Genomic DNA, 25,824 nt, shown 5'->3' on the forward strand with positions numbered 1-25,824 from the left:
TGCTCTTTGCGTGTACTCTGCGCGCGGTGATGTGGCGCGCGACGCGTGTGTTCGCTCGTGCGTCGGATAACAATCTCGCGACGGCCGAGACCGCCTCGGCGGTCCTGATCAATGATCGTAGCGGTTGGTGCTCGGCATCAACGGGCGGCCTGCAGCTCACATATCGCACGCCGCATCATGTTGCCCAGATCCTGGCAGTCTCGGGTGTCCGGAAAGCGATCCTCCGCCCACTTCAAGTATTCCCAGTAGCCCTTGTCGGCAGTCGGTGCGCCCTGATTAGCGTAGGCTTTCCGTACGACTTCGGCGAAGGTCTCGCGCGGCACGAACGGATATCGGCTCAGCTCGATCATCTCCTTAGCTCGCGTGTCATTCATCCGGATTCTTTGCGCCAGTTCGCGCATCGATCCGTGCAACGACAGCGCGATGAGCCCTTCTTTGTTATCACGCACGGCACTGAAGATCTCATCCCATGCTTTTTCCGCCTGAGGGTCGCGTAACTCCATAACTGTTGTGGTGAGTTGCTGCATGAGTGTATGGTCCGGCGCGTTCAGAATCTTGAAAGCAGAGATGAAACTTTTAACGACCGTGACCGTCTGGTCGTCGTTCAACTGATTCGCCACGCGGGCGATGCTCGGTGCCAGTGCACGCAAGCTCGTCGCGCCAGTGTCCGATGAGATCGCGTTCAAAATTGTGGGAACGACCAACATCCGTTGCTGTTGATCCAGTCCGCGAACAAGGCCGGACAAGTCCTCACCTGCCCGCACGAGGCTATAACCGCTCAGGCCGATCCGCGCCGATTCACCACTGGTTCTCTGGAAGTAGTTGTTGATGATCCGGGTCACCTGAGCCGCAGTAATGTTGCCAGTCAGTTCGCGGAGTTCTAAACTGTAGAACGGTTCATTCTTTTTCAGATATGTCACAAGGATGTCGATGCAACTGTCCGCAGAGGATGTGGCGCGTGCGTTGTTCAGTCCGGGAACGAGAAACACCAGATAGTGAGCAACCGCGGCGGGCCCGTTCTCCTTCGCGCCAGCAGTGATGAGTTTTTCGGCAACCAGTCGGGTCTGATCCGGTCCGAGCTCCTTCACGAATCTGGCGGAGCTCAGATCAGCATTGACCTGGGCGCTCGTCCGTGACGCTATGATCCGATCGGCCACCATGCCGGCCTGCGTCACGGTCAGTTTCGATGCCACTGGCGTGAGATCCACGAACATCGCTGTCAGCATGTCAGCATCGATCTGCCGTCCGAAAGCGCGCATGATCTGATCGCGGAGCATCAGTTGCTGCTTGTCGGTCAAAGGCCGTTTCGCTGGGTCGAGATCGGGTAGCAACGCAGCGACTATTTTCAGGTCATGAGTTTGAACGGCCGACTTGACGATCTGGTCTTGCGCCTCAATGAACTGCTCCGGAAGCTCTGAAGCAAGGTCGTGCAAACCTTTTGCAAGCTGGTCGAACTGTTCGTGAGGCGTCTTAGGATCTTGAACTAGCCTAAGATAGCGAGCGACCACTGCGTTGGCCTGGTCCGGATCAAGATACGGCGCCACCGCCGTCAGCCAGGGCGCGAGCGCGCTGAATTCCGCAGGCGAGTGCTGCGCTGCTCCTGAGAGCGCCACGAACTTGGCGGCAAACTCTCGTCCGCGAACGGTGCTGACGTTATCCAGCAAACGGGCGAAAGCATCACTCATGCGGGGATTGGGAAGTGTCGAGCGCGCGTCAGAGATGCCGCCAGTGATCTCCTGAATCAACGCCTCCGATTGAACCTCATCCAGCTTTTCGGCAACGGCCGCCAGTGCGCGGGGGAGAAACTCGCTGTCAGATTCTCGCATGACGCCGAGAATATTCCCGGTCAGGATGGCTGCCTGATCGTGATTCAGTTGCTTGGCGACAGACAGGAATGCGACATAGGGTGTGAACTCGTCGTGGCGTAGCTTCGCGAGAGTGCGAAAAGCGAGGTTTTGGGTTTGTGCCGCGTCGACTCGGGGTAGTACGGCCTGCAGCCCCAGAAGCAACGGAGGGTTGAACAACTTGTCAGGGAGTGCATCGACGATCCTGTTGGACAAGACCTCGGCCTGCGTGTCATCGAGGTTGTGTATCGCAGTGTCCAGCCAGCTACCGGGCTCGCTCATTCCAGTGGTGTCCTGTGTCTGCACGAGCGTGTCCGTGATTTCGGCGGGCGAGGCTGCAGAGCCCAACTCGACTTGCGTCATCGATTTTGCCTGCGCCCGCGGAGGGTACTTTTGTGCGTCGAATTCGTTTAGATACCCGATCAGCCAGTCGCGCCGCGCGACCGATATTCCTAGCGCGGAAGCGAGGATCGGGGTGATGCCGCGGGTATAGCTGCGCGCCAGTTCATCGTCGTTGAATGCGCGGGAGAGAAACTCCCGCTTTTGCTCGTCTTTTTCGCGAGCCAGCGTGATCAAGCCGTTCGCCACTTCGGCCGTGACCTGGCTGCTGCTCATGTTGATCGGTCGCCATAGAAGCTGGGCTGTCGACTCAAGACGGCTGCGCCTGCTATCCCGCGAAGAAAGGCCCGCTAGCACCGCGAACAACAGACAACCGATCATGAGAAAGTAGAGCCGGTGACGGGTTCGCTTTTCCTTGTCCTTTTCCCGTTGAACCACAGCGGAGCTTCTGTCGATGTAGTCTGAGACATCGTTGAACTCGGCTACCGGGTCGGAACCCGGCAAGGTGTAGCGGCTGGCCCATTGCGCGTTGGGATGCCACGCAGCCGCCTGTGCGTTCGCCGATGTCGCTGGTGCAGTCGCCGTACCTTTCCATTCCTCTGCGCGTGCGAGATCGGCGCCGCGCAGGTGTGCCCCCTTCGCTCGTTCTCGTAGCCGCCGATACTCCAATCCGAGCCGCGCCTCTTTCTGGACCCATTCCTTCAATGTCGTCCACTGGCGAATGAGCGCCTCGTGCGAAATGTCGATCACCGTGTCCGGGCGCAGATCGTCTTCCGTTTCCGATCGGTCAGGATCCCGATCGTAAGTCAGGAAGTTGACGTTCTCGTGTGCGAACGCCGCGATAACCGGTTTGAAGTCTTTCCAGTCATGCCCCGACCATTGGCCGATCAGTTCGAGCGCCTGCGGGCGCCGCACAGCCTGACCTCCGCCCTCGCCCTCGCGCTGTTCGGTGATGGCGCGAAAGAGCCACTCCGCCGCCTGTCGGTCTTCCGGGGAAAGTGACTTGAGAACCCGATCGGCATGAAGCGAAAGGGCTCCGCGCACGCCACCGACTTCCTCCGCGTCGAAATCGGCTCGGCCGATCTGCGTGCTGCCGGTCTCGCGCTTCGACGCGTGTTCCCACATCTGCGCCAGCGCGTGCTGCATGATCGGAAGCTGATCCATATCGCTGCCGACGGTATTGATTATCTCGGTGACAATGCCTTCTTTGACGTCACCACCGAACATCTGTGCGGGGCCGACAATGGCCTCGCGCATCTGATCCCGGTCCAAGCGCGGAGTGAGATATTGGGCGCGATTAATCGCTTCCGGCAAGTCAAGAAAGCGCACGCAATTGCCGAGAAAATCGGTGCGCATCGTCAGGGCGACGTAAATGCCGGCGGCCTTTTCCGAGCGCGCGGTCAAGAGCAGATTCACGAACGCTTCCGACTCGTCGTTTTGCGCGCAACCGGCTTCGGCATAGGTGAACAGTTCCTCGAATTGATCCACCAACACGAGAAGGTTGAAAGGGGGAAGGTCCGGATCCGAATGCTTGCGTGCCTCGCTGACCAGTTCGAGCAGACCGCGCGGACCACGCCGCAATTCGGCCTGTACCGCGCCGATGTCACGCGGGGGGGTCTTCCGGTTGCTGGCGGCATACGATCGTGGAATGCCGCTCAGTTCGTGGCCGATCACCTCATCGCCGAGCAAAGTTCTCGCGAGGCTCTGTATGGGGCGATCGCCGGGGCGCATGATGGCCATGCGCCATTCGGTGCTATGGCCGATCCCGCTCACCGGAAGCGCCGGCAGCAAACCTGCGCGAACGAGACTGGACTTGCCCGAGCCTGATGGACCGATGACCGCTAGAAAATGCCGCTGGCCGAGAATCTCAAGGAGACGATTGGTATGCGCCTCCCGGCCGAAGAATATTTCCGCCTCCCACAACTGGAACGGCCGTAGCCCGGGATACGGATGCGTAACGAGACCGAGGCCAATGTCAAACATGCTTCGGTCTCCCGAGTGCGTCGACAAAGCTGGCGATCTGATCGCGCGTTACACCTTCGCGGCAATCGAGCAGCAGCAGGTTTCGGTCGTATACCTTGGGCGGGGGTTTGTCGGCGGGCGGAAAGTCGAGCACGGCGCCCCACACGACCTGGCGACGATTCAGAACCTTTCTCGCGTACATGTACTGCGAGTTGACCCAGTCGAGCGTGGCCTTCCCGTAGATGATCACCACCCCCTCGCTTTCTCCGATTACGTTGTTCAGGGCCTGAAGCGACGGGATCCCTGCGGTGCCATTCCTGTGGCTGGTCGACGACACGAGCGCGCTATGTCCGAGCGATTCGATCATGGTCGCCACACTGGAGCTGAGGCTCTCGTCTTCCTCGATCGAACTCACGCAGATCGCGAGAGACTCGCCCAGGCGGTCCCCGCCTCCCCGGTCAGCGACGGGTGCGACTGATACCGGCTGCGCCATTTGTTCCGCGACCTTGTCAGCGGTCGTGACGACGAGCTTGCGAAACTCTTCGAGACCGCTGGCGATGGCGTCCATCAGGAGCGCCTGCTGCTTTTCGTCCGCGACCTGTATGGGGTCGATCTCCGCGCTTCGCCATTGCAGGAACGGCGGCGCTCCGGCTATCGAGGCTTGAGCCGCGAGGGCTGCCTGGATGGATGTCCAGGACGGGTCGCTGGCGGTTGGGCGCCTACCGCCGCTGCGTCCTAGCACCTGAACGAACAGCTTCGCAGCGGCGAGATCTCGACTCACTGCGCTTTCGAACGCCTGCCGCGAACTCCTGTCGTAGGATTCCGGGCTGGCAGGAGCGACGTCGTAGCCGGCCTGACGCAAAGCCGATACCAACTGATTCCATTCTTCAAAGAGATCTTCAGTCGGCTCCGCCACCCAGACGAGGGGGCGCACGCCGGCCAGCGCGGGAGCGGCGGGATAGAGGGATCCCGACGTGCCGCCGCTTGCCGCGAGTTGCTTGACGATCAGGTGCGCAAGCTCGTTGATCCGACTCCAGTAGGGCGTGCCTTCCTCGACCTTCGGCGACGGGTAGCCCATGCGTACGGACCTGTCTCCTTCCATGGAGTACAGCTTTAGCTGCGTTAGCTCGCGTAACCGTGGATGCCATAGTTCACGAGCGACCGGTTCGATCTCGACAATGAACACGCTTTCCTTGTTTCGACTCGAAGGGCGGGCACTGAGGAAACTGATCAGTTCTTGCTGACACCAGCTGGATTTCAGGTAACTGGGCGAGAGAAACAGGACGAGAGTGCGGCTGGCACCGACAGCTTCCAGCAGCGTCGGTGTGACTTGCTGATTGGCGAGCAGTATCGAGTCGTGGAAGACGGGCAACTGTTTGTCGCCAGACTTGATCTGTAATTCACGCTCGAGGTTCCCGAAAAAGGTCGTGACCCATCCGCGCGACATTCCCGGAAGAGGAGTGTCGTCGTTGTGCGCGTAGCTCACGAAGACGTCATAGCTTAATGGAGACGCCATAGTTCGCTCTTTTCCCGGCCCAGGGCGAGCCTCTTTCAGTTGATCGAACCGGTAAGCCAAACTCGGCTTTCCGCTGAGCGCGCTTGTGTCCTCGTGAGTTTCAGAGTCGCACGTTGACGATCGAACGTTTAGTCAGAGACGACTGAGGCGTCGGACTCGTGTGAACTCGGCGACGCGCAGGCCGGCTGTCAGACAACACAGCGCTGAGTATTTCGCATCTGGCATAAGTCTTTCATTGCATAGTGAGACTCTGCATCGCAAACTCATCAGATACTTAAATTAGAGAAGAGATGATTGATGAAATATCAGATATCCCTTTCCATTGTGTAGACGAAGATCTTGTGCGCGTCAATTGGAAGTGCGAATCGATATGTGTCACCTCTAACATAGCAACGGTCTTCAGGTAATGCTTACAGCCTTGAGGATTGGAAGTCGTGGTCGACTTCCAACAACTCTAGAACACACTGCTTGCCAGGTGCTGGGTGAATCACGATCGACACGGTACCGATGGATAAAATGAAAACGCATGCAAGTGCCGTGATTTGAAGGGAGGTCTATTTTTTTCGCATTTTTTTAACCGACGCAGGCACCGGAACGACACCTTACGTTACGTGCAGGCATTCGATCAGTTCTTCACAGGGAATGAGCGCCCTGGTAGACGCCGTTGAGACCGAGTCCCGTCATGTCCGCTATTCACGCAAGCGTCGAAGACAAAGCCATCGGTTCAGTCCACGCACGTTCACAAACGAACGCGACGCACGCAATCTTCGGCGCGGGCGTCGCGACCGCGCTCAGTTGTGGGTGGACGGAAACGCGAACGTCGCGCGTGCACTGCCATTGCCGTGGACGTTCAGGGTCTGCTTTCTGGTCACGCCGCTGTAAGTGGCGCTGACCGTGTAGCGCCCTTGAGGCAACCGCACGAGCATGTACGGCCCCTTCGACGTGGTATCGAGCACGGTCGTACCGCCAGCTTTGGCAATCCGCACCTGGACGTCGGCCACATAGCTTGCACCGGGACCGGTGAACTGCAGAGACAGCGGCCACTGCCTGCGCGCCTGTCGCAGCGCGGTCGACTCGTCGCGACCGACTCCGCCGGACACGAACGATATGTCGCCCTGCTGCTGCGTGGCCGGCATGCCGGTCGGATGGATCTCGCTGGCGGCCTGCGGAGTTGCCGTCTGCGCCACTGCGACGCCTGCCTGAACGAGTGTGAACGCCGAGACGAGCAGGGTCGACGCGATCCGGGGAGCGTTTCGTTGCATTTTCATCGTGACTGCTCCTTACAGTATTGCCGACTGCCGGTTAGAGTGCGTGCCCGGCCCGTCGGACGGAAGAACGCTTGCAATATGGTTTGGAAACGCATCGCGAGCCGGGTGCCTGGCCACGTGCGAGGACGCCTCACGACTCGCGGGAACGACGCCTCGATTCTGTTTGGAGTTTTCCTGGCTGAAGTTGGCGGTCCGGCTGCCGTTGAGGCACGCGCGGCATGCGAATAGCCGCGTAGGCGATCGCCACCGTCATTAGCGGACTTACTTCGCATAATAGAACATAGGGCGCGAAGCTGAGTGCAGGCACACAAGGTGTCGCTGCCATGTACGCCCCGCAACTGTTCCACGAGATCAGCGAGCCTGTGGTCGTGGCCGAATCAGCAACGGAACGGCCGATACCCGGGCCAGAACTGATGGGCGTATCACGCGGCGGACAGCCAGCGCTATATGCTGGCCTCAAACGGTTTCAGCAATTGCATGGCTCGACTTCCGGCAAGAGCTTCGCCGGGTACATCGCGTTCTATCCGAACTGCAACACGACCTATAGAGCCGAAGACGATTTCGACGACAAACCCGTGCGTGTCTTTCATGGCAGCGCGGACGACTATGCTCCTGTCGCGTCTTGCCGCGCATACGTCGAAAGACTACGAGCCAAGGGGAAAGACATCAAGATGATCGAGTATTCGGGCGCCTAGGACATGTTTGACTGGAAAGGCGCGGCGAAGCCAATCGTCCTAGCCAAGGGGCAGACCATAAGAAGCTGTCAACTGAGCGAAGCACAGAACGGGCAAATCGTGGACGCAGCAACTGGTCAGCTTTTCACATACAGCGATCCCTGCGTCCAGTATGGACCGACCCTCGCGTACGACTAAAAGGCAGCGAACAATGCCAGGCAGGTCGTCCGCGAATTCGTGACGGGCACGCTCAAACTTGGCGCACCCGCTCCCTGACGTTCGCGGCGGTTGCGGCTCCAGTCACTCGCTCCAGCGTCCGCGTCGGCGAGTGGGTCAAAGATTTCCGAAGCAAACGTATTTTGCTTCGAGATATGCCTCGATTCCGGAATGCGCTCCCTCACGCCCCATGCCCGATTCCTTGATGCCACCAAACGGTGCTACCTCGTTGAACACAAGACTGTCATTGACGCCGACCACGCCGGTCTCGAGAGCCTCCATCACACGGAAGGCGCGGCTAATTTCCGAGGTATAGAAATAGGCGGCAAGGCCGGTCCGCGTATTGTTCGCTTGATCGATCACTTGCGCCTCGTCGGTAAAACGAAGCACATTCGCAATCGGCGCTAGAACTTCGTCCCCGCAAACGCTCATCTCGGGCTCGACATCGGTCAGCACAGTGGGTCGGAAAAAGTTTGATCCGGGAGACAAACGCGCCCCGCCAGTCGCAATCGACGCGCCCGAGCGCACCGCGTCGCTAACGAGATTTTCGATGCGTGTCACTGCGTCATCATTGATGAGTGGACCGATCTGAGCACCTTCGGAGAGGCCGTCGCTCACTTTCAATGCGGCTACTCTGGACACGAGTTTGGAAACGAAGCTTTCGTAAACATCTTCGTGCACGAAGAATCGATTCGCGCACATGGCTGCCTGCCCGGAGTGCCTGAAACGCGCATCGAGCGCTCCTTTGACAGCCAGATCGACGTCCGCGTCATTGAACACAATGAACGCACAGTTCGCTCCCAGTTCAAGCGACACTTTCTTGACCGTTGAAGAGCACATGGCCATCAAACGCTTGCCATCTTCAACGGCTCCCGTAAAAGAGATTTTTCTGACTTTCGGGCTCGACGCGAGCGCGAGGCCGATTGAATCGCCTGCGCCTGTGAGTACCGATAGCACGCCTCTGGGCACCCCTGCGCTTTCGCCAAGCAGGCATAGCGCAAGCGCCGAGAATGGAGTCTTTGGGTCGGGATGATGTATTACGCTGCAGCCTGCAGCGAGTGCCGCTCCCAGTCGCCTCGCGACCATCGACGACGGGAACGTCCAGGACGTGAGGGCGCCGCACACTCCGATGGGCTGATGCAGCACCCTGATACGCTGATTACGACGGGGCGCAGGAATGTTGTCGCCGTAGATCCGGCGCGCTTCTTCACCAAACCACTCGAGGTAGTTCGCGGCTTGCGAAATCTCTGAGCGGGCTTCGTGCAGAGGCTTGCCTTGTTCCAGGCACAGGATCATTGCCAGGTCCTCACGATGAGAGAGGACCAGTGCCGCCCACTCCTTCAGGACGGAAGCGCGTTCACGGCTGCTCCAGTCTCGCCACTCCTGAAATGCGGCCGCACTCGATGTGATGGCATCGTCCACGTGGTCCATCGTGACTTGCGGTACGGAACCTAGCGTTTCCCCCGTTGCCGGATTCGTGACCGCAATCCTGGGAAGATCCGTGTCATCAACCCATGAGCCGGCGACATAGGCCGATTGCTGGAAGAGACTTGAGCACTGGAGTTTCATGTGTGATCCCCACGCTGCTTGTTGCACCTTGATGGTGGCCCGGCAATTCGGCGGGCGACTTGTCGGAACGTTCCGACGGATCAGCGACTTCGATTCATCGCACCCCGTCCGCCTGCTGCGTTGCTACGTATGGTATCGAAATCCGCCCGAGTCTGGAGGACCGCTCGGCCAGAACCTGCCGCGAGTCAGAAACCGCGTTGTCTTGCCGTGATGACGCTGATCTGCGCGACGTCGAGCTTCGCGGCGATCCCAGTGGGTCTTTGACTCAACCCTGTCTGCTTCGAGTAAAAAACTGACTGAATGGTGCGGTTACGTAGCTCAAGTTGCGGTTGGCAGTCCAGCAAGCTGGTGGCCCTAAACCGCGCTTCTTCATCCTATGATGTACAGAATGCTGTCGCACGTAAAAAAACTTCCGGCACGATCGTCTTTCAGAATGGCATGGGATCTTAACTGATCGCGCTCGATCCGGGGTTCTGGGCGAGAACGGCGGATGTCGGATGTCGCGTGGTGCCGATGAAGCGTTCCGGCTGCCGTCTCGCCTGGCCCCCGGAACCTGGCGTCGATCTACCGTAAAGAGGGCGATCGGTCACGATGGGGACACGACAATGACGGTTCTAGCCAAATATGACCATGACGTGTTCATCAGTTACGCCCACCTGGACGACAGGGGCGACCGGCCGTGGATCAGCGCGCTTGCTGAAAACCTGGCGCTGTACGCATCGTCGCGGCTGGGCCGTCCTCTTCGTGTCTGGAAGGATCACGAACTCGCGGGCAATGACCCGGTCACCCCCGCCATCATCGGCGCGATTCAACGATCGGCTACGCTGCTCGTTATCATGTCGCGAGGCTATCTGCAATCCCAATGGTGCAGCAAGGAGCGCAATGCGTTTCTCAGTGTCGCGGCCGACCGTATCGCAGAGCAACGCGTCTTTGTCGTTGACGCCTGGGAGACCGCCCGCAGTGAGATGCCGGATGAGTTTCGTGACCTCAAAGGTTTTCCGTTCTGGGTGCAAGATTCGGGGGCCGGCGGTTTCGCCCGCCCGCTAGGCCTCATCGACGTACAGGAGCGCCGGTATCACGAGCGGCTCATCGATTTGAGCGGTCAACTGGTCAAGAAGCTGCAGGCCCTCGAGGTGGCCAATACAACCATCGAAACGGGCGCTGCCAATCTTTTCGATACGGTCTTCATCGCGCGTTCAACCGACGATCTTGAAGATCGTGAAGATGAACTGAACGGGTACCTGAGTCAGGCCGGTATCGAGCGCTTGCCACAGAAGTGGTACCCGGACATGAGCGAAGCCGCCTTCTGCGCCGCGATGAATGCCGATCTCCAGCGCGCATCCGTTTATGTTCAGCTGCTCGGGAAGGCGCATGGGCGCAAGCCGGAATTCGGCGGAGAGCGCCGGTATCCGGTACTACAGAGCGATCTGGCGCACGCAAGCGGCAAACCAGTCTTGCAATGGCGTGACCCTCGCGACGATCCCGCGGACGTGAGCGATGCCGTGCATCGTGCCTTGCTGGAGGACGCACGCTCCTGCAGCTTCGAAGACTTCAAAAGCGCGGTGGTCGAACTGACTCGGCGCAAACCCGTAGAGCCGAAGACGAAGCCACCCGGCGTTACGGTATTCGTTAATGCGGACCGCGACGATCTCGAGGTCGCTCAACGGGTTGCCGAAGTCCTGGCGCAGAATGGCGTGGAGTGCTTCTGGCCGCTCAGGGAAGGCAGTCCCGAAGAGGTGCGGAAGGACCTGGAAGAAAACCTCAAGGATTGTGATGGCCTGATCCTCGTGTACGGCGCGACCGAACCATCGTGGGTGCGAGATCAGCTTCGGCAGGGACGCAAGATACTGAGCCAGCGTGAGCGCGCGCTGGCCGCGATGGCCATCTATCTGGGCCCCCCGGAACAGAAGAAAGAGATCGCGGTTGCACTGCCCAACCTGATTACCCTCGATGGTCGGACCGGCTTGAACGCGACCGCATTCGCGGCTTTCCTGCAACGCGTGACAGGCGGAGTCTGATCATGGCCACGGTCATCGAGTTCAGCAGCAGTCCGTATCCGGGCTTGCGTCCATTCCGCTACGACGAGTCTGATGTCTTCTTCGGGCGCGAAAAGCAGATCGATCTTCTGATCACACGCCTTGCCGTCAATCGCTTTCTTGCGGTCATCGGTTCGTCGGGATGTGGCAAGTCGTCCCTCGTGAGAGCGGGATTGCTTCCTGCGCTCAACGCCGGATTCATGGCGCAAGTCGGATCGAGATGGCGGATTATCGCACTGCGTCCCGGCGAGCGGCCGCTCAGGCAACTGACACGCGCGGTATCGGACGCCAACCTGTTTGGATCCGCGCGCCCCGCGGAGGAATCCGCGGCATTTGTTGAGGCCAGCTTGCGGCGCGGTCCGCTCGGCCTCGTCGAGGTCGTTCAGAGCGCCGATGCGCTGCGTGATCAGGCGCTCCTCGTGCTAGTCGATCAGTTTGAGGAGACGTTCCGCTATAGTGAGTCGCGACCTTCCGATGAAGCCGAAGCGTTTGTCGCGCTCCTGCTCGCGAGCGCTACACAGCGCGAGTGTCCGATCTATGTCGTGGTCACCATGCGCTCGGACTATCTGGGCGAGTGTGCCGCGTTTCGGGGGCTAGCCGAAGCCGTCAGCGACAGCCAATATCTCACGCCGCGGCTCACCCGCGACGAACTGGAACTCGCCATCGACGGACCCGCTCGCGTATTCGGCGGACAGATCGATCCGAAGCTCCTGAACCGGCTGCTCAACGACTTTGGCACGGATGCTGACCAGTTGCCGCTTCTTCAGCATGCGCTAGCCTGCATGTGGGACCGGAAGGCGCGCTCCGGTATCGAGGCTCCCCGTCTAACGGTCGATGATTGTGATGCGATTGGTGGTGTGCGCATGGCACTCTCCAATCACGCGGACGAAATCGTTGCGGAGTTGACGCCTGAGCAGCAGCGCATCATGCAGGTCATGTTCCGGAGGCTTTCCGGCTCTGCAAGCGGACCCCGCGACGTGCGCGCGCCTGCGCGCGTGCACGAGATCGCGCAGATCGCCAACACCAGCACGGATGAGGTTATCGCGGTTGCGCAAGCGTTTGCCCGTACCGACCGGTGTTTGCTGATCGCACCCGAAGGGGCGATCACTGCGGACAGCATGCTCGATATCTGTCATGAAAGTCTGATCCGCCAATGGGTAAGCCTGCGCGACTGGTCGGAAAAGGAAGCGCAATCTGCCGAGAGGTATCGGCTGCTTGAGCAGACGGCTCGACGGTGGCGCAAGGGAGAGGCCGCGCTCTGGAGCACGCCGGATCTCGAAGTCGCGCTCGCGTGGGAAGCACGGGAAAGGCCCACGGCGACGTGGGCGCGCCGCTACGGGGGCGACTTCGATGAGGCAATGGCATTCCTGCGGGCAAGTGAGGCGAAGCAGCGGGCCGACGTGGCGGCGAAAGAATCGGCCCAGCGTGCGCAAATGCGCCGCTATCGGCGCTATCGGTGGATGGTGTACGGGCTCGTAACGTTGTTTGTCGCAGCATCGGGGGGCATGGCGGTCTACCTGCACCATTTGTATGACACGGCATGGGAGTACACGGCCTACTACAACACGATCGTCTCGCATTGGGGCATACCCGTGGGCTACGGGCGCTTGACTGATGCGCAGGTGCGACAACGCCCGTGGTCACTCAAAGTTGTCACACGTGGACGTTCCGGCAGGGTCCTGCGCATTGAGGCGGTCAACAGCTTCGGCGACTGCGAGCCGGACAATGGAATCGTGCAACCTCTTGATCAAGAATCCCAAGGTAATTTCTTGACCAGTCAGAAGAGCCTGCAGGAGTGCGAGTGGGTCTATGTGGTCGATGCCGATGGCAAGAACCTGATATATGAAAAGGCTCTGAACCGTGACGGCAAACTGGTCTGGGGGATGGCAATTCCACCGCAGATCGACAGGACACGTCAACAGGCCTATTACGTCGGACCGGATGGCTCGCTGAAAGTGCAGAAGAACACCAGGCTGCATAGTGTCGAGTTTGACTACATCGCCGACAAGAGCAACAAGGAACGCGACGGGATCGAAAGGAGCGAGCGGTATTTTACCTACGCGGGAGGTCTAAGACGTCCCGAACCCGGACCAGACAATGTTTATGGGGTCGTCAAGGAATACGACGCGAACGGCCTTAAGCTCAGAATGACCATGCTCGGAAACGGAGCGGCAATCGTGAATGACGCCAACGGCGTCGCCGTTAAAATGTATAAGCACGACGCGCTCGGTAACCCTGTGCAGATCGCATTCTTCGATCAGTCTGGCCGGCCCGTTCTCTCGAAGGATGGCTACCATCTGATCCGGATGGCGTATGACGCGAACGGCAATGAGATTTCAAGACGTTACTTCGGCATTGACGGAAGGCCGGTAAGGTGCAAAGGTGAAAACTATCACGAAGAAAGGAAACGATACGCACAGGGTGAGCCGGTGGAATTCTCCTACTTCGACGTGGACGGGAGCCCGGCCTACAATGCCGCTTTTCTGGTACATGCGATGACCATGTCGTTCGACCGGAACCGGCCCATGGAGATGCGGTTTTTCGATGTTCACGGCAAACCAGTTTCTGGCACTGGAGGGCAGCAGGGCGCGAGAATCAGCTACGACAAGAATGGCAACGTAGCGTCACTCTGGTACATCAATGCCGATGGATCCGCGGCTTACGACATGGTTGGCGTACATCGGCGAACGTGGCAATACAACGAGAGCGGCAAGCCGGTCCGCGAAATGACATTTGATAATCAGGACAAGCCAGCGCGCACGAAAGGTTCGACATTTGGTGAAATCCCACTGAATTCTGCTGCATATGGACTGGCCTACGATTACGACAACCGCGGAGAAATTACATCCGTGGTGTTCCTTGACCGGAAAGGTGCACCGCTGGTGGGTGAGCACCGCTACGCCAAAATCCGCGAGACTTACGATGATCGCGATAATTTGACTGAAGTTGCCTATTTCGACACGCTCGATCGACCGGTCTTACTGAATCAGACCGGCTATGCGAAGATCGTGACGACCTATGACGATCGCCGCAATCCGATCAAAAAAGAATTGTTCGACGAACATGGTGAGCGGACCATCGGTAATGGAGGATATGCCACGGTCGAGCAGACGTATGACGATCGCAACCGCATCACCGAATTGCGCTTCTTTGGCCCGGACAGCAAGCCAATATTGATCGAGGGACGGTATGCAATCCAACAAAGGCATTACGATGCCCGGGACAACCTTGTCGAGCAAGACCTCTTCGGCCCGAATCATCAACCGGTCGCATCGGGGCAGGCGAGTTTCCGGCGCAAATACGACGACCGCGACAGGATCATCGAGGAAGCCTACTTCGACGCGAACGGCAAGCCATTTGCCGATAACGGGATTGTGCTCGCACGCGCCAGCTTCGATGCGAGCGGATTCAACGTTACGCGAGACTACCTTGATGCAAACGGGCAACGCACGGCGGACGGTAATGGATGCTGGGGCCATCGGCAAACGCTCGACGCCCACAGAAATATTCTTGAAGAAATCTGTTTAGGACAAGACATGAAGCCGACTCTTTCGGCTCTGGGTTTCGGCATCAAAACCAGAAAATACGACGCGCACGGGAATGTAGTGGAAGACGCAGCCAGAGACCCACAAGGGCACCTGGTGGTTATGCCCAACGCCTATGCCGTCGCGCGCCAGACTTTCGACCCGTTCGACAACCTCACCGGCCAGGACTTCTTCGACACCAATGGAAAGCTGATTCAGCAGCCCTTCGGCTATGCCATGATGCGTAAGAAGTATGATGGCGCGAATCTGACGGAAGAAGCGTATTACGGTGCTGACGGGAAGCTGACGCTCCAGTCAGACGGCTATGCAATGATCCGCTACGCGTACGACGAGCGCGACAACGAAGTAGAGCGGGCATACTTCGGGATAGACGCCAAGCCGTTGCTCCAGCCTACCGGCTTTGCCTCCCAACACAGCAAATACGATCGCAGCAACAATCTGATTGAAGTCGCGTTTTATGATGCGAATGGCAATTTACTTGTGCAGTCCGATGGCTTTGCCATCGTGCGTAATAAATTCGACAGTCGCAACAACAAGATCGAATCGGTCTATGACGGCCCCGACGGGAAACCTGCCCTGACTACCCGGGGCTACGCGGCTAAGCGCATGCAATATGATAAGCATGACCAACTGACGGCCGTGACGTTTTTCGACCCAGCCGGCAAGCCAGTGTGTCTCGATGCCACCTATGCCCGGTACTGCGAAATGGTATTTGCATACGATAAGATGGGGCGAATGGATTCGACCCAGTACATGGACCTCGACGGACACGCCCAGATCACGGGCGTCTTCAGCTTCGATGACAAGGGCAACACCACAGGTGTGCATTACATAGGCAGGAATGGCGAAGTGGTCGAGTATCGGGAGACCGTGATGAAGGTCAGGCCCGGTACGGAAAGCGAGAAACTGCTGCGGCAGGGGGATGTTGTAATGATCTATGCAGGCATCCGGATCGATACCCCCGACACGCTGTCGCGTCTGACCCGAGAGGCATTGGGTGACTCACGCGATCTTCAGGTCCTCCGGGACGGCAGGATGATTTCGTTGAAGGTCAAGCCAGGTGAGATTGGATTCACAGACGGGACGACGTTTGTCGCTGCCCATTGAGTGAGCACCAGCGGGTGTGCACGGACAGAAACGTCAAGCTGTGATCCGTCATGGATTTTTATGCTGTCAACGCTATCACGCAGCAGACGGGCCCGATGACCGGATGGCAATACGCCGGTGGTGAACAGCCAGCGCTGCCTCGCCGCCGCTCGTGGCGTGAAAGAGTCCAAGCTGCTCGAACTCCTCTTCCTGCAGCGGCGTGATGGCGATATCCGTGTAGGCGTAGCGTTCCGTTGCCTTCATGACTTCCCTGAGGGTAGCCTCTGTCCTGAGGTAGAAGCGCAGATATTTTGTCAACTTGACAGCGGTCTCACTCCAGTAGCGCGGATAGAAGCGAAGCGGCGATTCGACCGGTAGCCCCCAACGGCGGTCACGGCGGTGTTTCATTCTCAGGGCTCCCCCTTCGAGCGGATGCACACCCTCGTGTTCGATCATCAGTCTGAACCAGGCGATGGTGCGCATGATCGTCTTCGGTCGGCCGTTCGGGATCTGCGCTGCCCGCTTGACGATCGTGCGGATGTGCTCGTACGAGTAAAACGCGCTCCAGGCGCACCGATACGCTTCTTCCCATTCAGCGTCCGACATTTTCGGGTGGTGCGTGACCCGGTGGTTGGTGTCGTATTTGTTGATGTCCGGGTCCATCCATTCACCGTTCCTTACCATCGTTTGATGGTCCTCGGAGCCCGGAAGCGGGGTGAGCATGAAGAATTCGAGAATGTCGATCGGCAATTCACGCTTGATGATCTCGATGTCGCGCAGGATCGATTCTTTCGTGTCCGCCGGGAATCCGATGATATAGCCGGCGTAGGTAATCGCGCCGTGGGCGCGCCACTTCTGCAGCATGGCGCGGTATTCGGTGATCTTGTTCTGCCGCTTCTTGGCCGCGATCAGATTCTCGGGATTGATATTCTCAAGCCCAATGAACACGCGACGCACACCCGCGCGCGTTGCCTTCTCGATGAAGTTTGGAATCTTGTGACAGAGCGTGTCGACCTGGATCGTGAAGCCGCAGTGAATGCCTTGCTTTTCCCGAAGTTCGATGACGCGGTCGAGAAGGATTTCCCAGTCGTGGTTGCGGGCAAAATTATCATCGGTGATGAAGAACCGGTCGATGCCCTGCGTTGCGTTCTGGCGGATGATCCTTTCGAGATCGTCAGGGGTGCGAAAGCGGCTCTTGTGTCCCTGCACGTTGATGATGGTACAAAACGAGCACTGATACGGGCAACCGCGACCGAGGTCAACCGAGGTATAGGTACCTGCTGTGCGTTCGATATGCTTGCGCGGCAAGAAGGGCTGGGGAGCACCTTCGAGCGAGGGTAATGAGTCCATGAAGTTATACAAGGGCTTCATTGCACCATTCCACGCGTCGAGTAGGACCTCATCAAAACGCCGCTCCTCGGCCTCCCCAGCGAAGAGCGCCACCCCCATTGCTTGCGCTTCCTTAAGCTCGGCGGGCATCTCGGGCAGCATGGAGATGCAGCCGGAAACATGAAAGCCGCCGATCGCAACCGGCAAGCCCGCGGCACGGAACTGGCGGGCGAGGTCGAGTGCGCGCGGGTACTGGTTCGACTGGACACCGACCAGACCAATCATCGATCTGCCGCCCTTTGCCTTCAGGTCACGAATGACGCGCTCCGGCCACACCCGCTGGTTGGTTTCGTCGCATGTTTCGATTTCGAAATGGACACCCGGGCCCAGCAGGTTTCGCTTTCGCGCGTCATCGGCGAGCGCATACATACAGGCGAGGGTATTGGAAGGCATGACCGAACGGAGCCACTGGATCGGGTAGCCGTCGTCGTCGTAATGGGTCGGCTTGATGAGGACGAGAGAAAATCGGGAACCGTCAGAAATCGAGTAGATCGTGTCCATGGTCTGCTCTGTAGCCCTGTCTGAAAGTCACAAAACCGTGAAGGTCGGCCGTCTTCCGAAAACTGGAGATTGATCGCGTTCGTTGAACTCGGTAGCGGCCGTTCGTCTACGTTCCTCGGCGAACGACCGGGGAGCAGCCGTAACCAGGCGTATTAGCGTCTTCACAAGAACGTCGGGTTCGCTCAAGGCCGAACCATCGACCACGAGCTGTCCGGATCAAACTTTGCGAGCGTACGAGCAATATGGGCGCCCTGCGGTCCCAGATCCTTCTCGTAAATTTGGCCCTCCTGATTGACCATGAAGCTCATCACACCCGTGGAAGCGTAGTCGACGGGCCACGCGACCAGCGCATAGCCGTTCAGTAGCACACCGTCCTGCAGATAGTTCCGGGCGCCGCCTTTGGCATGAGGGCCCTGTGCTGTCAGGATCTTGTAGTGATACCCGTGATAACCATCCTTGGCGATCTCGCTTGATTGCGACATGACCGCCGCGAGCGGCCCCAGCGGACTTTGCTGCTCGCCAGGCTTCGGGGACCAGTATAAGCCGTCCCGTTGCCCCGGGGTACTCACGAAGCGCTGCGCGTAGTGACTCATCTGCTGATGATACTCCTGCTGCGCATCGAGATAGGCCAGCGAGGTCAGCATGGCCGCACGCTCGTTGCGTCCGACCCGGCGTGTCAGAATTTCCTCCCGGCCGGCCCGCGGATCGAAACGCCAGCCTTTGTCAGTCTTGATGATCGGGATCGGCAACAGCCAGCCGCTGTCACCAACCGCCAGGTGCGCCACCTGATGCCCTCCTTCCTGTCCAGAATCGCTGACGATCTCGTGCTTCTGCGACCACGCGCCGAGGAAGTCGTAAAGGTCGTCCTTGTCGACGCTTTTCGCCGGAATGAAGCGCAGGTAGTCACTGCCTAACACGTGCCGCAACGCTTGCGGATCGTTACTCGAAAGCGCATCGACAAACGCACTGGCCGTCGCCTCCGGCGTTGGGTAGACAGCCTGTGCCTGAGCGCCCGACGCGCTGGCAAGCAGGACGAGAGCAGCACCCAGTTGACCTATGAGGAGCTTCCGACTGTGCCCCGTAACGGGGCGCACGATCTTGTTGCGAGGTATGGGGTTGCAGTTCATCAGGCACTCTCCTCGATTTCCACTTCTACCGGCGAAAACGACCGCCTCCGAACCCGCCTCCGCCAAACCGGTCCCCGCCCCCGAATCCTCCGCCACCAAAGCGGTCGCCACCGCCAAACCGGTCGTCGCCGCCAAAGCCGCCCCCACCAGATCGATCATCGCTGAAGTTGTGGCTCGCAAATTCATCGTGGCTCATCTGGCCTCGCTGCATGTCCTGACGTTCCGCGTCGCCATCGCCCGCGCCACGCAATGCACTATCGCGATTGGCATAGTCAGCGCTGTTACGCAAATCTCCACCGCCGCCGGGCTGGTGCATGTCCTGAAAGCGCTGACTGGCTGAGCCACCGAGATTTTGGCCGGTCCGCTGGTCCAGCGTCTGCATGGCCTGCTCCCGTGAGCCGTCGTACCCGCGGAAGGCATTGTGATCCGCACTGTTAAAACTGGACGTGTGTTGGTCGAACGAAGCGTTCCGGTTCCAGGTCGTCGTGTTGCCCGTCGCATTGATCCGGTGATTGACGTTGAGATTGTTGAAGTTGTTGACGTTCACGTTGACGCTGTGATTCCCCCAGTCAAACCCGCCCCATAGCGCGCTGGTGACCGCAACGCCGGCACCGAACGCGAGGCCGGCGGCAAAGCCGTTCGCGATCGCATATCCGGGCGGCGGCGGCAGGTACACGGGTGGAAACGCGGGATAGAGCCAAGGTCCGTAGACATAGGCGGGGTTATAGGCCGGCACATAGACCACCTGCGGGTTCGCCGGCTGGATCTGGATGGTGTTCTGGGCGACGATCACGTGCTGCTGGTCATTCGACTTCAGGTTCCCAGCCTGCTGCGCCTGCTTGCGCAATCGTTGCACGGAGTCCATCACATCGCCGGACTGTGCGAGAAATGCATCGCCGAGCTGGCTTACCCAGTCCGGCTTCGATGCCATGGTCGCCAGCACCTGTGGAAACGCGACGAGCGACTGCACGCTCGGGTCCCACGGTTGCGAGGCGACTGCCTTCACGGCGACATCGCCCTGCATTTTGGAGTTCGACTTCGACCAGGCTGCCGCTTCCTGCACCTGCTGTGGAAAGGTCGCCGCCATCAGCACCTGCGCGAGCAGTGCGTCGGGATAAAGTGCAATCGGCGCGGTCAGCGAATCGAGTTGCTGGGCTGTCAGTTTCACTGCCCCCTGAGCCCAGACTGGGTATGCGGGCGCGATAGTCAGCATTGCCACACTCGTAGCAAATACGGCGCAAACCAACAAGCCGTGTCGTATGTATCGCCATAACCGGTTCACGATCGGGCCCTCCAGCTTTCACCAAATTGTTCGATACCGGGATTCCGCGCCGTGCTCACATCAGAACCGTACGCGACGATGATTCCCCAGCGACCCTTGCGTGCTTCGCCAGACGAAGCGCACGCGAGCAGGACGACGCCCGTCGCACACTCCCGGTTCATTTTCCGCCAATTTCGTCGCATTTGATCCCCTCACCGAGGACCGCCCTCCATTCGGTCGACGCGTCATATTGCATCCCTGTGCGGCGTGCCTGTTTTGAGCATCGAAGCAAGGAACGCCCTTCGCCTCTTATCCACTTCATTAAATGCATCGTCGGGTACCGGACTCAATTCTGAACGGCCGATCTGCGCAGACTGCGAAATGATTGGATGAAGATTGCTTCCCTTTGCAAGGCGGCGTGCGGCGATTCCCTGCGACGAAAGCGGGAAACATAACGCTGTCGATACTCAGTTGCGCTTCTGCAATTGCCACTCGCCCTTGCCCTGCCGGCAATAGAGTGGACGCAGGAGCATCGCCTGCCCCTTGGCTTCAAGCTTCACGAAAACCGTTCTGCATGTCAGCTGGCCTTGCGGATGGGTGGACTCGGGTGTCAGGACTGCAGCGACCGGCACACCGTTTCGTGTTCCCGAATTCCACTTGCTGGCCTGACCGTCAGGCTTCGTGTCGAGCACTTCGTCGATCGCATGCTCGATCGAAGCCAGATCGCCCTGTGTCATGTACGCCACTGGCGTGTCGTGCAGGAAGGCCAGATTTGCGGCCCGCAAGGCATCGTTCATGCCGAACAATCCCGCGACCGCAATCACGACGAGCCTCACGATCGCAAATCGTTCAGTACCTTTCTCTGGCATCGGTCGTCCCCTGCTTCCCGGTCCGTGACAGGCCATCGCTCTCGCTCCAGTCGGGGCGTGCTTCGTATAAGCCTTCAAGCCGTCACGCCGCCGCTATGTGCGCCTTCCTCGATACATTCAGACGGGAGACCGTGCTCCCCTCCTGCCGCAACTGGCGAATCGAAGTTCAACGAAGACACTCTCATGGGCGAGTGTCTTCTTTGTTCTCGACTCGTGAATCAGTGCCCCTTGCTCCCGCCTGCCTCCTCCAGTTGCCGTAACACCGCATCCAGATTGAACGCGGCCGGTTTCTGGCGTGGCGGAAATATCTTGAACTCTTCAATTTGCCCCGCGACGACCGCCTGCATCGCGTATAGCAGATAGGCGTGTGAAATCACCCAGTCCCAGTACGTGTTCGAGTTCTCGTCCGGGCTTGCGGTACTCTTCGACCAGCGAAACGGCTTTGCGAAAAAAATCGAGCCGCATCAGAGTCGGGTCTCCGCCCTGCCACGCAACTGTCACATGAGGTGTGCGATGTGACTCCAGCAACTGGCGAACGCCAGTCTCGAGCGTCGCTTCGGACATCCGGTGATGGCCACCCGGATAGAGTGCGTCCCTGGAAAGGCAAAAACCGTATTGGCAGTCGATGTTGCAGGTAGAGCCACTCGGCTTCACAAGAAGATGAAAACACAGTGGCGCATCCTGCGGGATATCAGCACCGGTAGTCCGATCAGTAGGCCTGATTGTTTCCGCCTCTGCCAGCAGCTTCGAATCTGTCACGTCGCTCTCCAGGCGGCTGCTGAAAAATTCTGGAGGTTGCCTTGGGCAAGGTCGGCTTTCCAACACCACCTACCAACAGGTTTCGGATCGAGGCGCGGCCAAACATGAATCGCTCCTCGAAGAGGTATTCACGACTTCGACCCTGCTGGTTGTTATAGCATATGGCATCGGGGCAAGCCCAATTTCTTTAGGACCCTCGTTATGTTGGAGGATGCCGGGCCCGGCATGTAGCGGCACCGGTCCGGTTGGTCCGGTTGCAGCGAAATGAGAATCTATGTCCTGCCGCCAACTCTGGCTTTCCGAACGTCTCCATCACCAGAAAAGCGCTCGCTGTAGGCGCGGGGTTGCACTAGACTAAAAGCGACGCCGATACGACGGTTCCCTTCGGCGGACCGAATGCGTCGTTCTCCTCTCCTTCTGTCGTGGTCGGTTAGCAATCGTTCGAGTACTTCTCAAGTGTGGCCGAATAAACCTGGTCGCGTATTTCGGCTTCACCGTGGACGACCCGTCGGCCGCTCCGGTGATTTCCCCTTCTGGTTCCGGACGGCGCAGCGATTGGGAGACTGACTTGGAAACCGCACAGGTACGTTCAGCGAACGAACTCGCGCTGGACCGCACGGATCTCGCGGCCCGGCGCACGCTGATGGCCGCCGATCGCTCGCTGATGGCGTGGATTCGAACCTCTCTCTCGATGATCAGCTTCGGTTTCACCATCTACAAGATTCTGGAAAGCGTCCAGGACGCAGGTGTTCACACGTCCCATCCGCATAGCCCAGTACGTGTGGGACTGTTTCTCACCGGCATGGGAACCGCTTCGATGGTGCTGGGCACCATCGAGTACTGGAGGACGCTGGTTGATATCAATCAGTATCACCATTTCAGCATCTGGCGACCTACATTCGTCATAGCGCTCATCATGGCTGTCATGGGGTCGTTTGCCTTTCTCGGCATCGTTTTCCGGCTGCTTTGAAGCATTGAACAAGCCAGCCTAAAGGTTATTAAGTCGGTACGAGATGCTCGCTCAGGCAGTGCTATCCAGTTCGGCGTATGGCCGAAGCTGGTTCTGCTGCCGCGCTATGACGACTGGAGGGCGACATGCTTGTCTTTATCCACGACTACTTTATGCGCGTGCTCTATGTGATGACGGATCGGGTGACTGGGCCGTTCAGGTTTCGTCTCGTGCTTCAGCCGACCATGGCGACCGTGCTGGCGGTTTTGTCCGGGTTGAGAGATGCGAAACTCGGCAAGCCACCGTATTTCTGGGCACTGATGACAGACCCGGGCCATCGGATGGACATGGCCCGCTACGGGTGGAGAAGTGTTGGAAGAGTGTTCATCCTCGCGATGATTCTCGACATCGTTTTTCGGATCATCGTCATTCACAAGGTGTATCCGGCAGGCGTGGCTTTCGTGGCGTTCGTTCTCGCGATCGTGCCCTATCTCGTCCTGTGCGGCCTTGTCACTCGCATTGCTTCCCATCACCTGCGCAAATCTGATTCAGTGGAAAGCCATCGCTGATGGCCGTTCCCAATGTCGGTCCTGCAAAGAGCCGCCGACCTACGCTTCATGCCGGCGCCTGCGCCCGTGCGATCGACGGATACAGGCGTGTTTGCGAACCATTCATCTGACAACGGGCGAAACGCAATGAACCCACGGACCAAGGCACCCACTTCGAAGGCTCCCGTAGATTGGGGCAGATTCGCCAACAGAATTCTCGTCTTGCAGGGAGGCGGCGCGTTGGGAGCGTATCAGGCGGGCGTCTACGAAGGGCTGGCCGAGGCGGGACTGGAACCCAACTGGATCTCGGGGGTGTCTATCGGGGCAATCAACGCGTCACTGATCGCAGGTAATCCTGCGGAACAGAGAGTGCGCAAGCTCCGCGAGTTCTGGGAGCGTTCCTCGTCAATCGCGTCGTTCATCCCACCTGCATCACTGGATCCGATGCGGCCATTCTTCAATGCCATGGGCGCCGCGTCCGCGGTGATGATGGGCGTTCCGGGCTTCTTCTCCCCACGCATTCCGCCGCCGTTCATGGCGCCTGAAGGCAGCCTCGGCGCCATCAGCTTTTACGACACGCAACCGCTCAAAGCCACACTCGAGGAGTTGGTCGACTTCGATCTGATCAATAGCAAGCGTGTGCGCCTTTCATTAGGCGCCGTCAATGTATGCACAGGCGATTCCGTGTATTTCGACAGTATGAAGACCCGAATTGCTCCGGAACACATTATGGCCAGCGGAGCGTTGCCACCGGGCTTCCCGCCCGTGAACGTTGACGGCCAATGGTATTGGGACGGCGGAATCTCATCCAACACGCCCCTGTGGTACGTGGTCGACGAGGCTTACCGGGAAAGCGGCGTCGTCGTCCAGGTCGACGTCTTCAGCGGTACCGGCAGGCTGCCTGAAAACCTGCGCCAGGTCCAGGAACGCTTAAAGGACCTTCAGTATGCAAGCAAGATGCGCTTTAGCGGAGCACGCCTGAACGAACAGGAGGAATTGCGTGCATCACTGCGCCGCATGCTCGACAAGATTCCGCCGGAACTCCAGTCGGATCCCGATGTGCAGCGGCTAACGGCGATAAGTACGCGGGGCGAGGTCGCCCTCGTGCGCTTTACCAACCATCACAACACGCGATCTTCGGACTTCAAGGACTACGAGTTTTCGCGGGCAACCGTAACCGAACTCTGGGAGGGCGGGCTCGGTGACGTGCGCAGCGCGATTGAGCGTCAGGCGTGGCGTCACGCGGTGGAACTCGCTCACGACATCAAGGTAATCGATCTCACTCCACAGTGCCAGGAGAACACACCATGACCGAATCGGAAGTGCTGGAGCGGGCTTTCGCGATGCCGCTCACCAGCCCGGCGTTTCCGCCGGGCCCCTATCGCTTCGTCGATCGGGAGTTCCTCATTGTCACGTATCGCACCGATCCGGAGGTGCTCGCCGAAATGATTCCCGCCCCGCTGGAGATGACCGATCCAATCGTGAAGTTCGAGTTCATCAGGATGCCCAATTCGACCGGGTTCGGCGATTACACGGAAAGCGGGCAGGTCATCCCGGTGCGGTTCCAGGGGCAGGTCGGCGGCTACGTCCATGCGATGTACCTGGACGACATGTCGCCCATTGCCGGCGGCCGGGAAATCTGGGGTTTCCCCAAGAAACTCGCGTCGCCGGTACTTTGCGTCGAAAAGGATACGATTCGCGGGGTTTTGCGTTACGGTCAAATCCCAATCGCGGTTGCCACGATGGGATATAAGCATCGTGCGCTGCCGCATGACAATATTCTCGCCTCGCTATCCGCGCCGAATTACCTGCTCAAGATCATTCCTCATGTGGATGGACGGGTTCGAATCTGTGAACTGGTCCGCTATTTCTGCGAAGACATCACGATAAAAGGTGCCTGGGAGGGACCCGCCGCGATTGAACTGTTCCATCACGCGCTCGCACCGGTTGCCGCGCTTCCGGTGCGCGAAGTGATCTCCGGCGTGCACATCGTGTCCGATCTGACACTGGGTCTGGGCACGGTGGTCCATGACTATCTCGCCCGGTAGGCGCCCTGGCGCGAGGCTGGGAGCCCACGATTGCCGCGTTGGACGCCGACCACGAGTCCGAACCGTGCGTGCCGACGACACGCCGTTCCTTGCTGCTTGCTGTAGCGTAATTTCATCGAGGGGAGCAACATGCATCGCAGCGCTATCTGTGTCCTTCTTCCTGGTTCCGCTCTCGCCGTGACGGCCACACGAAAAGGTACGGAAGATGTATAAGAGTGGCGAGATCAAACTCTTTGATCATCATTGAATGACCCGCCTCCACGCGGGAGCATCGACCGTTCGGGACATGCGGCGAGTCGTGGTTGCCGGCCGATGGTC

16 protein-coding genes are annotated in these 25,824 nt (G+C 59.0%); 7 read left to right on the top strand and 9 right to left on the bottom strand.

Annotation, left to right across the window (positions count from 1 at the left end; translation table 11 throughout):
- Window positions 1–137: 137 nt before the first annotated feature.
- From L0U84_RS32580 to L0U84_RS32590, 3 genes are all read right to left on the bottom strand, one after another.
- Window positions 138–4,166 carry an ATP-binding protein gene (locus tag L0U84_RS32580; RefSeq protein WP_233856162.1) on the bottom strand — a complete coding sequence of 1,343 codons (4,029 nt, stop codon included), beginning with the start codon at window positions 4,164–4,166 and terminating at the stop codon, window positions 138–140.
- Window positions 4,159–5,631, bottom strand: coding sequence for a TIR domain-containing protein (locus tag L0U84_RS32585; protein WP_233856163.1), 1,473 nt, complete (start codon window positions 5,629–5,631; stop codon window positions 4,159–4,161). The genes L0U84_RS32580 and L0U84_RS32585 overlap by 8 nt, the downstream gene beginning before the upstream one ends.
- A gap of 821 nt (window positions 5,632–6,452) precedes the next feature.
- Entirely contained in the window at window positions 6,453–6,929 is a 477-nt protein-coding gene (locus tag L0U84_RS32590) for a carboxypeptidase regulatory-like domain-containing protein (protein WP_233856164.1), read from the bottom strand.
- A gap of 323 nt (window positions 6,930–7,252) precedes the next feature.
- On the opposite strand from L0U84_RS32590, the gene L0U84_RS32595 reads away from it, so the two are divergent.
- The gene (locus tag L0U84_RS32595; RefSeq protein WP_233856165.1) at window positions 7,253–7,624 is read left to right on the top strand and encodes a hypothetical protein; all 372 of its coding nucleotides are present in this window, start codon (window positions 7,253–7,255) and stop codon (window positions 7,622–7,624) included.
- A gap of 312 nt (window positions 7,625–7,936) precedes the next feature.
- Here the strand turns inward: L0U84_RS32595 and L0U84_RS32600 are convergent, their stop codons facing one another.
- Window positions 7,937–9,388, bottom strand: coding sequence for an NAD-dependent succinate-semialdehyde dehydrogenase (locus L0U84_RS32600; RefSeq protein ID WP_233856166.1), 1,452 nt, complete (start codon window positions 9,386–9,388; stop codon window positions 7,937–7,939).
- 605 nt (window positions 9,389–9,993) lie between these two features.
- On the opposite strand from L0U84_RS32600, the gene L0U84_RS32605 reads away from it, so the two are divergent.
- Both L0U84_RS32605 and L0U84_RS32610 read left to right on the top strand, forming a co-directional pair.
- Complete coding sequence (locus L0U84_RS32605; protein WP_233856167.1) at window positions 9,994–11,406, top strand: toll/interleukin-1 receptor domain-containing protein; 1,413 nt, start codon at window positions 9,994–9,996, stop codon at window positions 11,404–11,406.
- 2 nt (window positions 11,407–11,408) lie between these two features.
- Entirely contained in the window at window positions 11,409–16,076 is a 4,668-nt protein-coding gene (locus L0U84_RS32610) for an nSTAND1 domain-containing NTPase (protein WP_233856168.1), read from the top strand.
- A gap of 75 nt (window positions 16,077–16,151) precedes the next feature.
- Here the strand turns inward: L0U84_RS32610 and L0U84_RS32615 are convergent, their stop codons facing one another.
- The 5 genes from L0U84_RS32615 to L0U84_RS32635 all read right to left on the bottom strand — a co-directional run bounded on the left by L0U84_RS32615 (window position 16,152) and on the right by L0U84_RS32635 (window position 21,961).
- On the bottom strand, window positions 16,152–17,945 hold the full coding sequence (locus tag L0U84_RS32615) for a B12-binding domain-containing radical SAM protein (RefSeq protein WP_233856169.1): 1,794 nt from the start codon (window positions 17,943–17,945) through the stop codon (window positions 16,152–16,154).
- A gap of 182 nt (window positions 17,946–18,127) precedes the next feature.
- Window positions 18,128–19,072, bottom strand: coding sequence for a DUF2950 domain-containing protein (locus tag L0U84_RS32620; RefSeq protein ID WP_233856170.1), 945 nt, complete (start codon window positions 19,070–19,072; stop codon window positions 18,128–18,130).
- 25 nt (window positions 19,073–19,097) lie between these two features.
- Window positions 19,098–20,285, bottom strand: coding sequence for a DUF3300 domain-containing protein (locus L0U84_RS32625; protein WP_233856171.1), 1,188 nt, complete (start codon window positions 20,283–20,285; stop codon window positions 19,098–19,100).
- 515 nt (window positions 20,286–20,800) lie between these two features.
- On the bottom strand, window positions 20,801–21,169 hold the full coding sequence (locus L0U84_RS32630) for a hypothetical protein (RefSeq protein WP_233856172.1): 369 nt from the start codon (window positions 21,167–21,169) through the stop codon (window positions 20,801–20,803).
- A 351-nt stretch (window positions 21,170–21,520) separates the two neighbouring features.
- On the bottom strand, window positions 21,521–21,961 hold the full coding sequence (locus L0U84_RS32635) for a hypothetical protein (RefSeq protein ID WP_233856173.1): 441 nt from the start codon (window positions 21,959–21,961) through the stop codon (window positions 21,521–21,523).
- Between the two features lie 568 nt (window positions 21,962–22,529).
- Here L0U84_RS32635 and L0U84_RS32640 point away from each other — a divergent pair.
- The 4 genes from L0U84_RS32640 (at window position 22,530) to L0U84_RS32655 (ending at window position 25,506) form a co-directional block, all read left to right on the top strand.
- The gene (locus tag L0U84_RS32640) at window positions 22,530–22,931 is read left to right on the top strand and encodes a YidH family protein (RefSeq protein ID WP_233856174.1); all 402 of its coding nucleotides are present in this window, start codon (window positions 22,530–22,532) and stop codon (window positions 22,929–22,931) included.
- Window positions 22,932–23,056: 125 nt separating this feature from the next.
- Entirely contained in the window at window positions 23,057–23,479 is a 423-nt protein-coding gene (locus tag L0U84_RS32645) for a hypothetical protein (protein WP_233856175.1), read from the top strand.
- A gap of 126 nt (window positions 23,480–23,605) precedes the next feature.
- A complete protein-coding gene (locus L0U84_RS32650) occupies window positions 23,606–24,769 on the top strand; it encodes a patatin-like phospholipase family protein (RefSeq protein ID WP_233856176.1) in 1,164 nt (387 codons plus the stop codon).
- The gene (locus tag L0U84_RS32655) at window positions 24,766–25,506 is read left to right on the top strand and encodes an acetoacetate decarboxylase (protein WP_233856177.1); all 741 of its coding nucleotides are present in this window, start codon (window positions 24,766–24,768) and stop codon (window positions 25,504–25,506) included. The genes L0U84_RS32650 and L0U84_RS32655 overlap by 4 nt, the downstream gene beginning before the upstream one ends.
- Window positions 25,507–25,824: the final 318 nt, after the last annotated feature.

The organism is Paraburkholderia sp. HD33-4 (assembly GCF_021390635.1).
Classification (GTDB): domain Bacteria; phylum Pseudomonadota; class Gammaproteobacteria; order Burkholderiales; family Burkholderiaceae; genus Paraburkholderia.

Excerpts from the sequence above, each read along its gene's own strand:
- L0U84_RS32580 (WP_233856162.1), bottom strand. The coding sequence starts at position 4,166 with ATGTTTGACATTGGCCTCGGTCTCGTTACGCATCCGTATCCCGGGCTA.
- L0U84_RS32590 (WP_233856164.1), bottom strand. The coding sequence starts at position 6,929 with ATGAAAATGCAACGAAACGCTCCCCGGATCGCGTCGACCCTGCTCGTC.
- L0U84_RS32595 (WP_233856165.1), top strand. The coding sequence starts at position 7,253 with ATGTACGCCCCGCAACTGTTCCACGAGATCAGCGAGCCTGTGGTCGTG.
- L0U84_RS32600 (WP_233856166.1), bottom strand. The coding sequence starts at position 9,388 with ATGAAACTCCAGTGCTCAAGTCTCTTCCAGCAATCGGCCTATGTCGCC.
- L0U84_RS32605 (WP_233856167.1), top strand. The coding sequence starts at position 9,994 with ATGACGGTTCTAGCCAAATATGACCATGACGTGTTCATCAGTTACGCC.
- L0U84_RS32610 (WP_233856168.1), top strand. The coding sequence starts at position 11,409 with ATGGCCACGGTCATCGAGTTCAGCAGCAGTCCGTATCCGGGCTTGCGT.
- L0U84_RS32615 (WP_233856169.1), bottom strand. The coding sequence starts at position 17,945 with ATGGACACGATCTACTCGATTTCTGACGGTTCCCGATTTTCTCTCGTC.
- L0U84_RS32620 (WP_233856170.1), bottom strand. The coding sequence starts at position 19,072 with ATGAACTGCAACCCCATACCTCGCAACAAGATCGTGCGCCCCGTTACG.
- L0U84_RS32625 (WP_233856171.1), bottom strand. The coding sequence starts at position 20,285 with ATGCTGACTATCGCGCCCGCATACCCAGTCTGGGCTCAGGGGGCAGTG.
- L0U84_RS32645 (WP_233856175.1), top strand. The coding sequence starts at position 23,057 with ATGCTTGTCTTTATCCACGACTACTTTATGCGCGTGCTCTATGTGATG.
- L0U84_RS32650 (WP_233856176.1), top strand. The coding sequence starts at position 23,606 with ATGAACCCACGGACCAAGGCACCCACTTCGAAGGCTCCCGTAGATTGG.
- L0U84_RS32655 (WP_233856177.1), top strand. The coding sequence starts at position 24,766 with ATGACCGAATCGGAAGTGCTGGAGCGGGCTTTCGCGATGCCGCTCACC.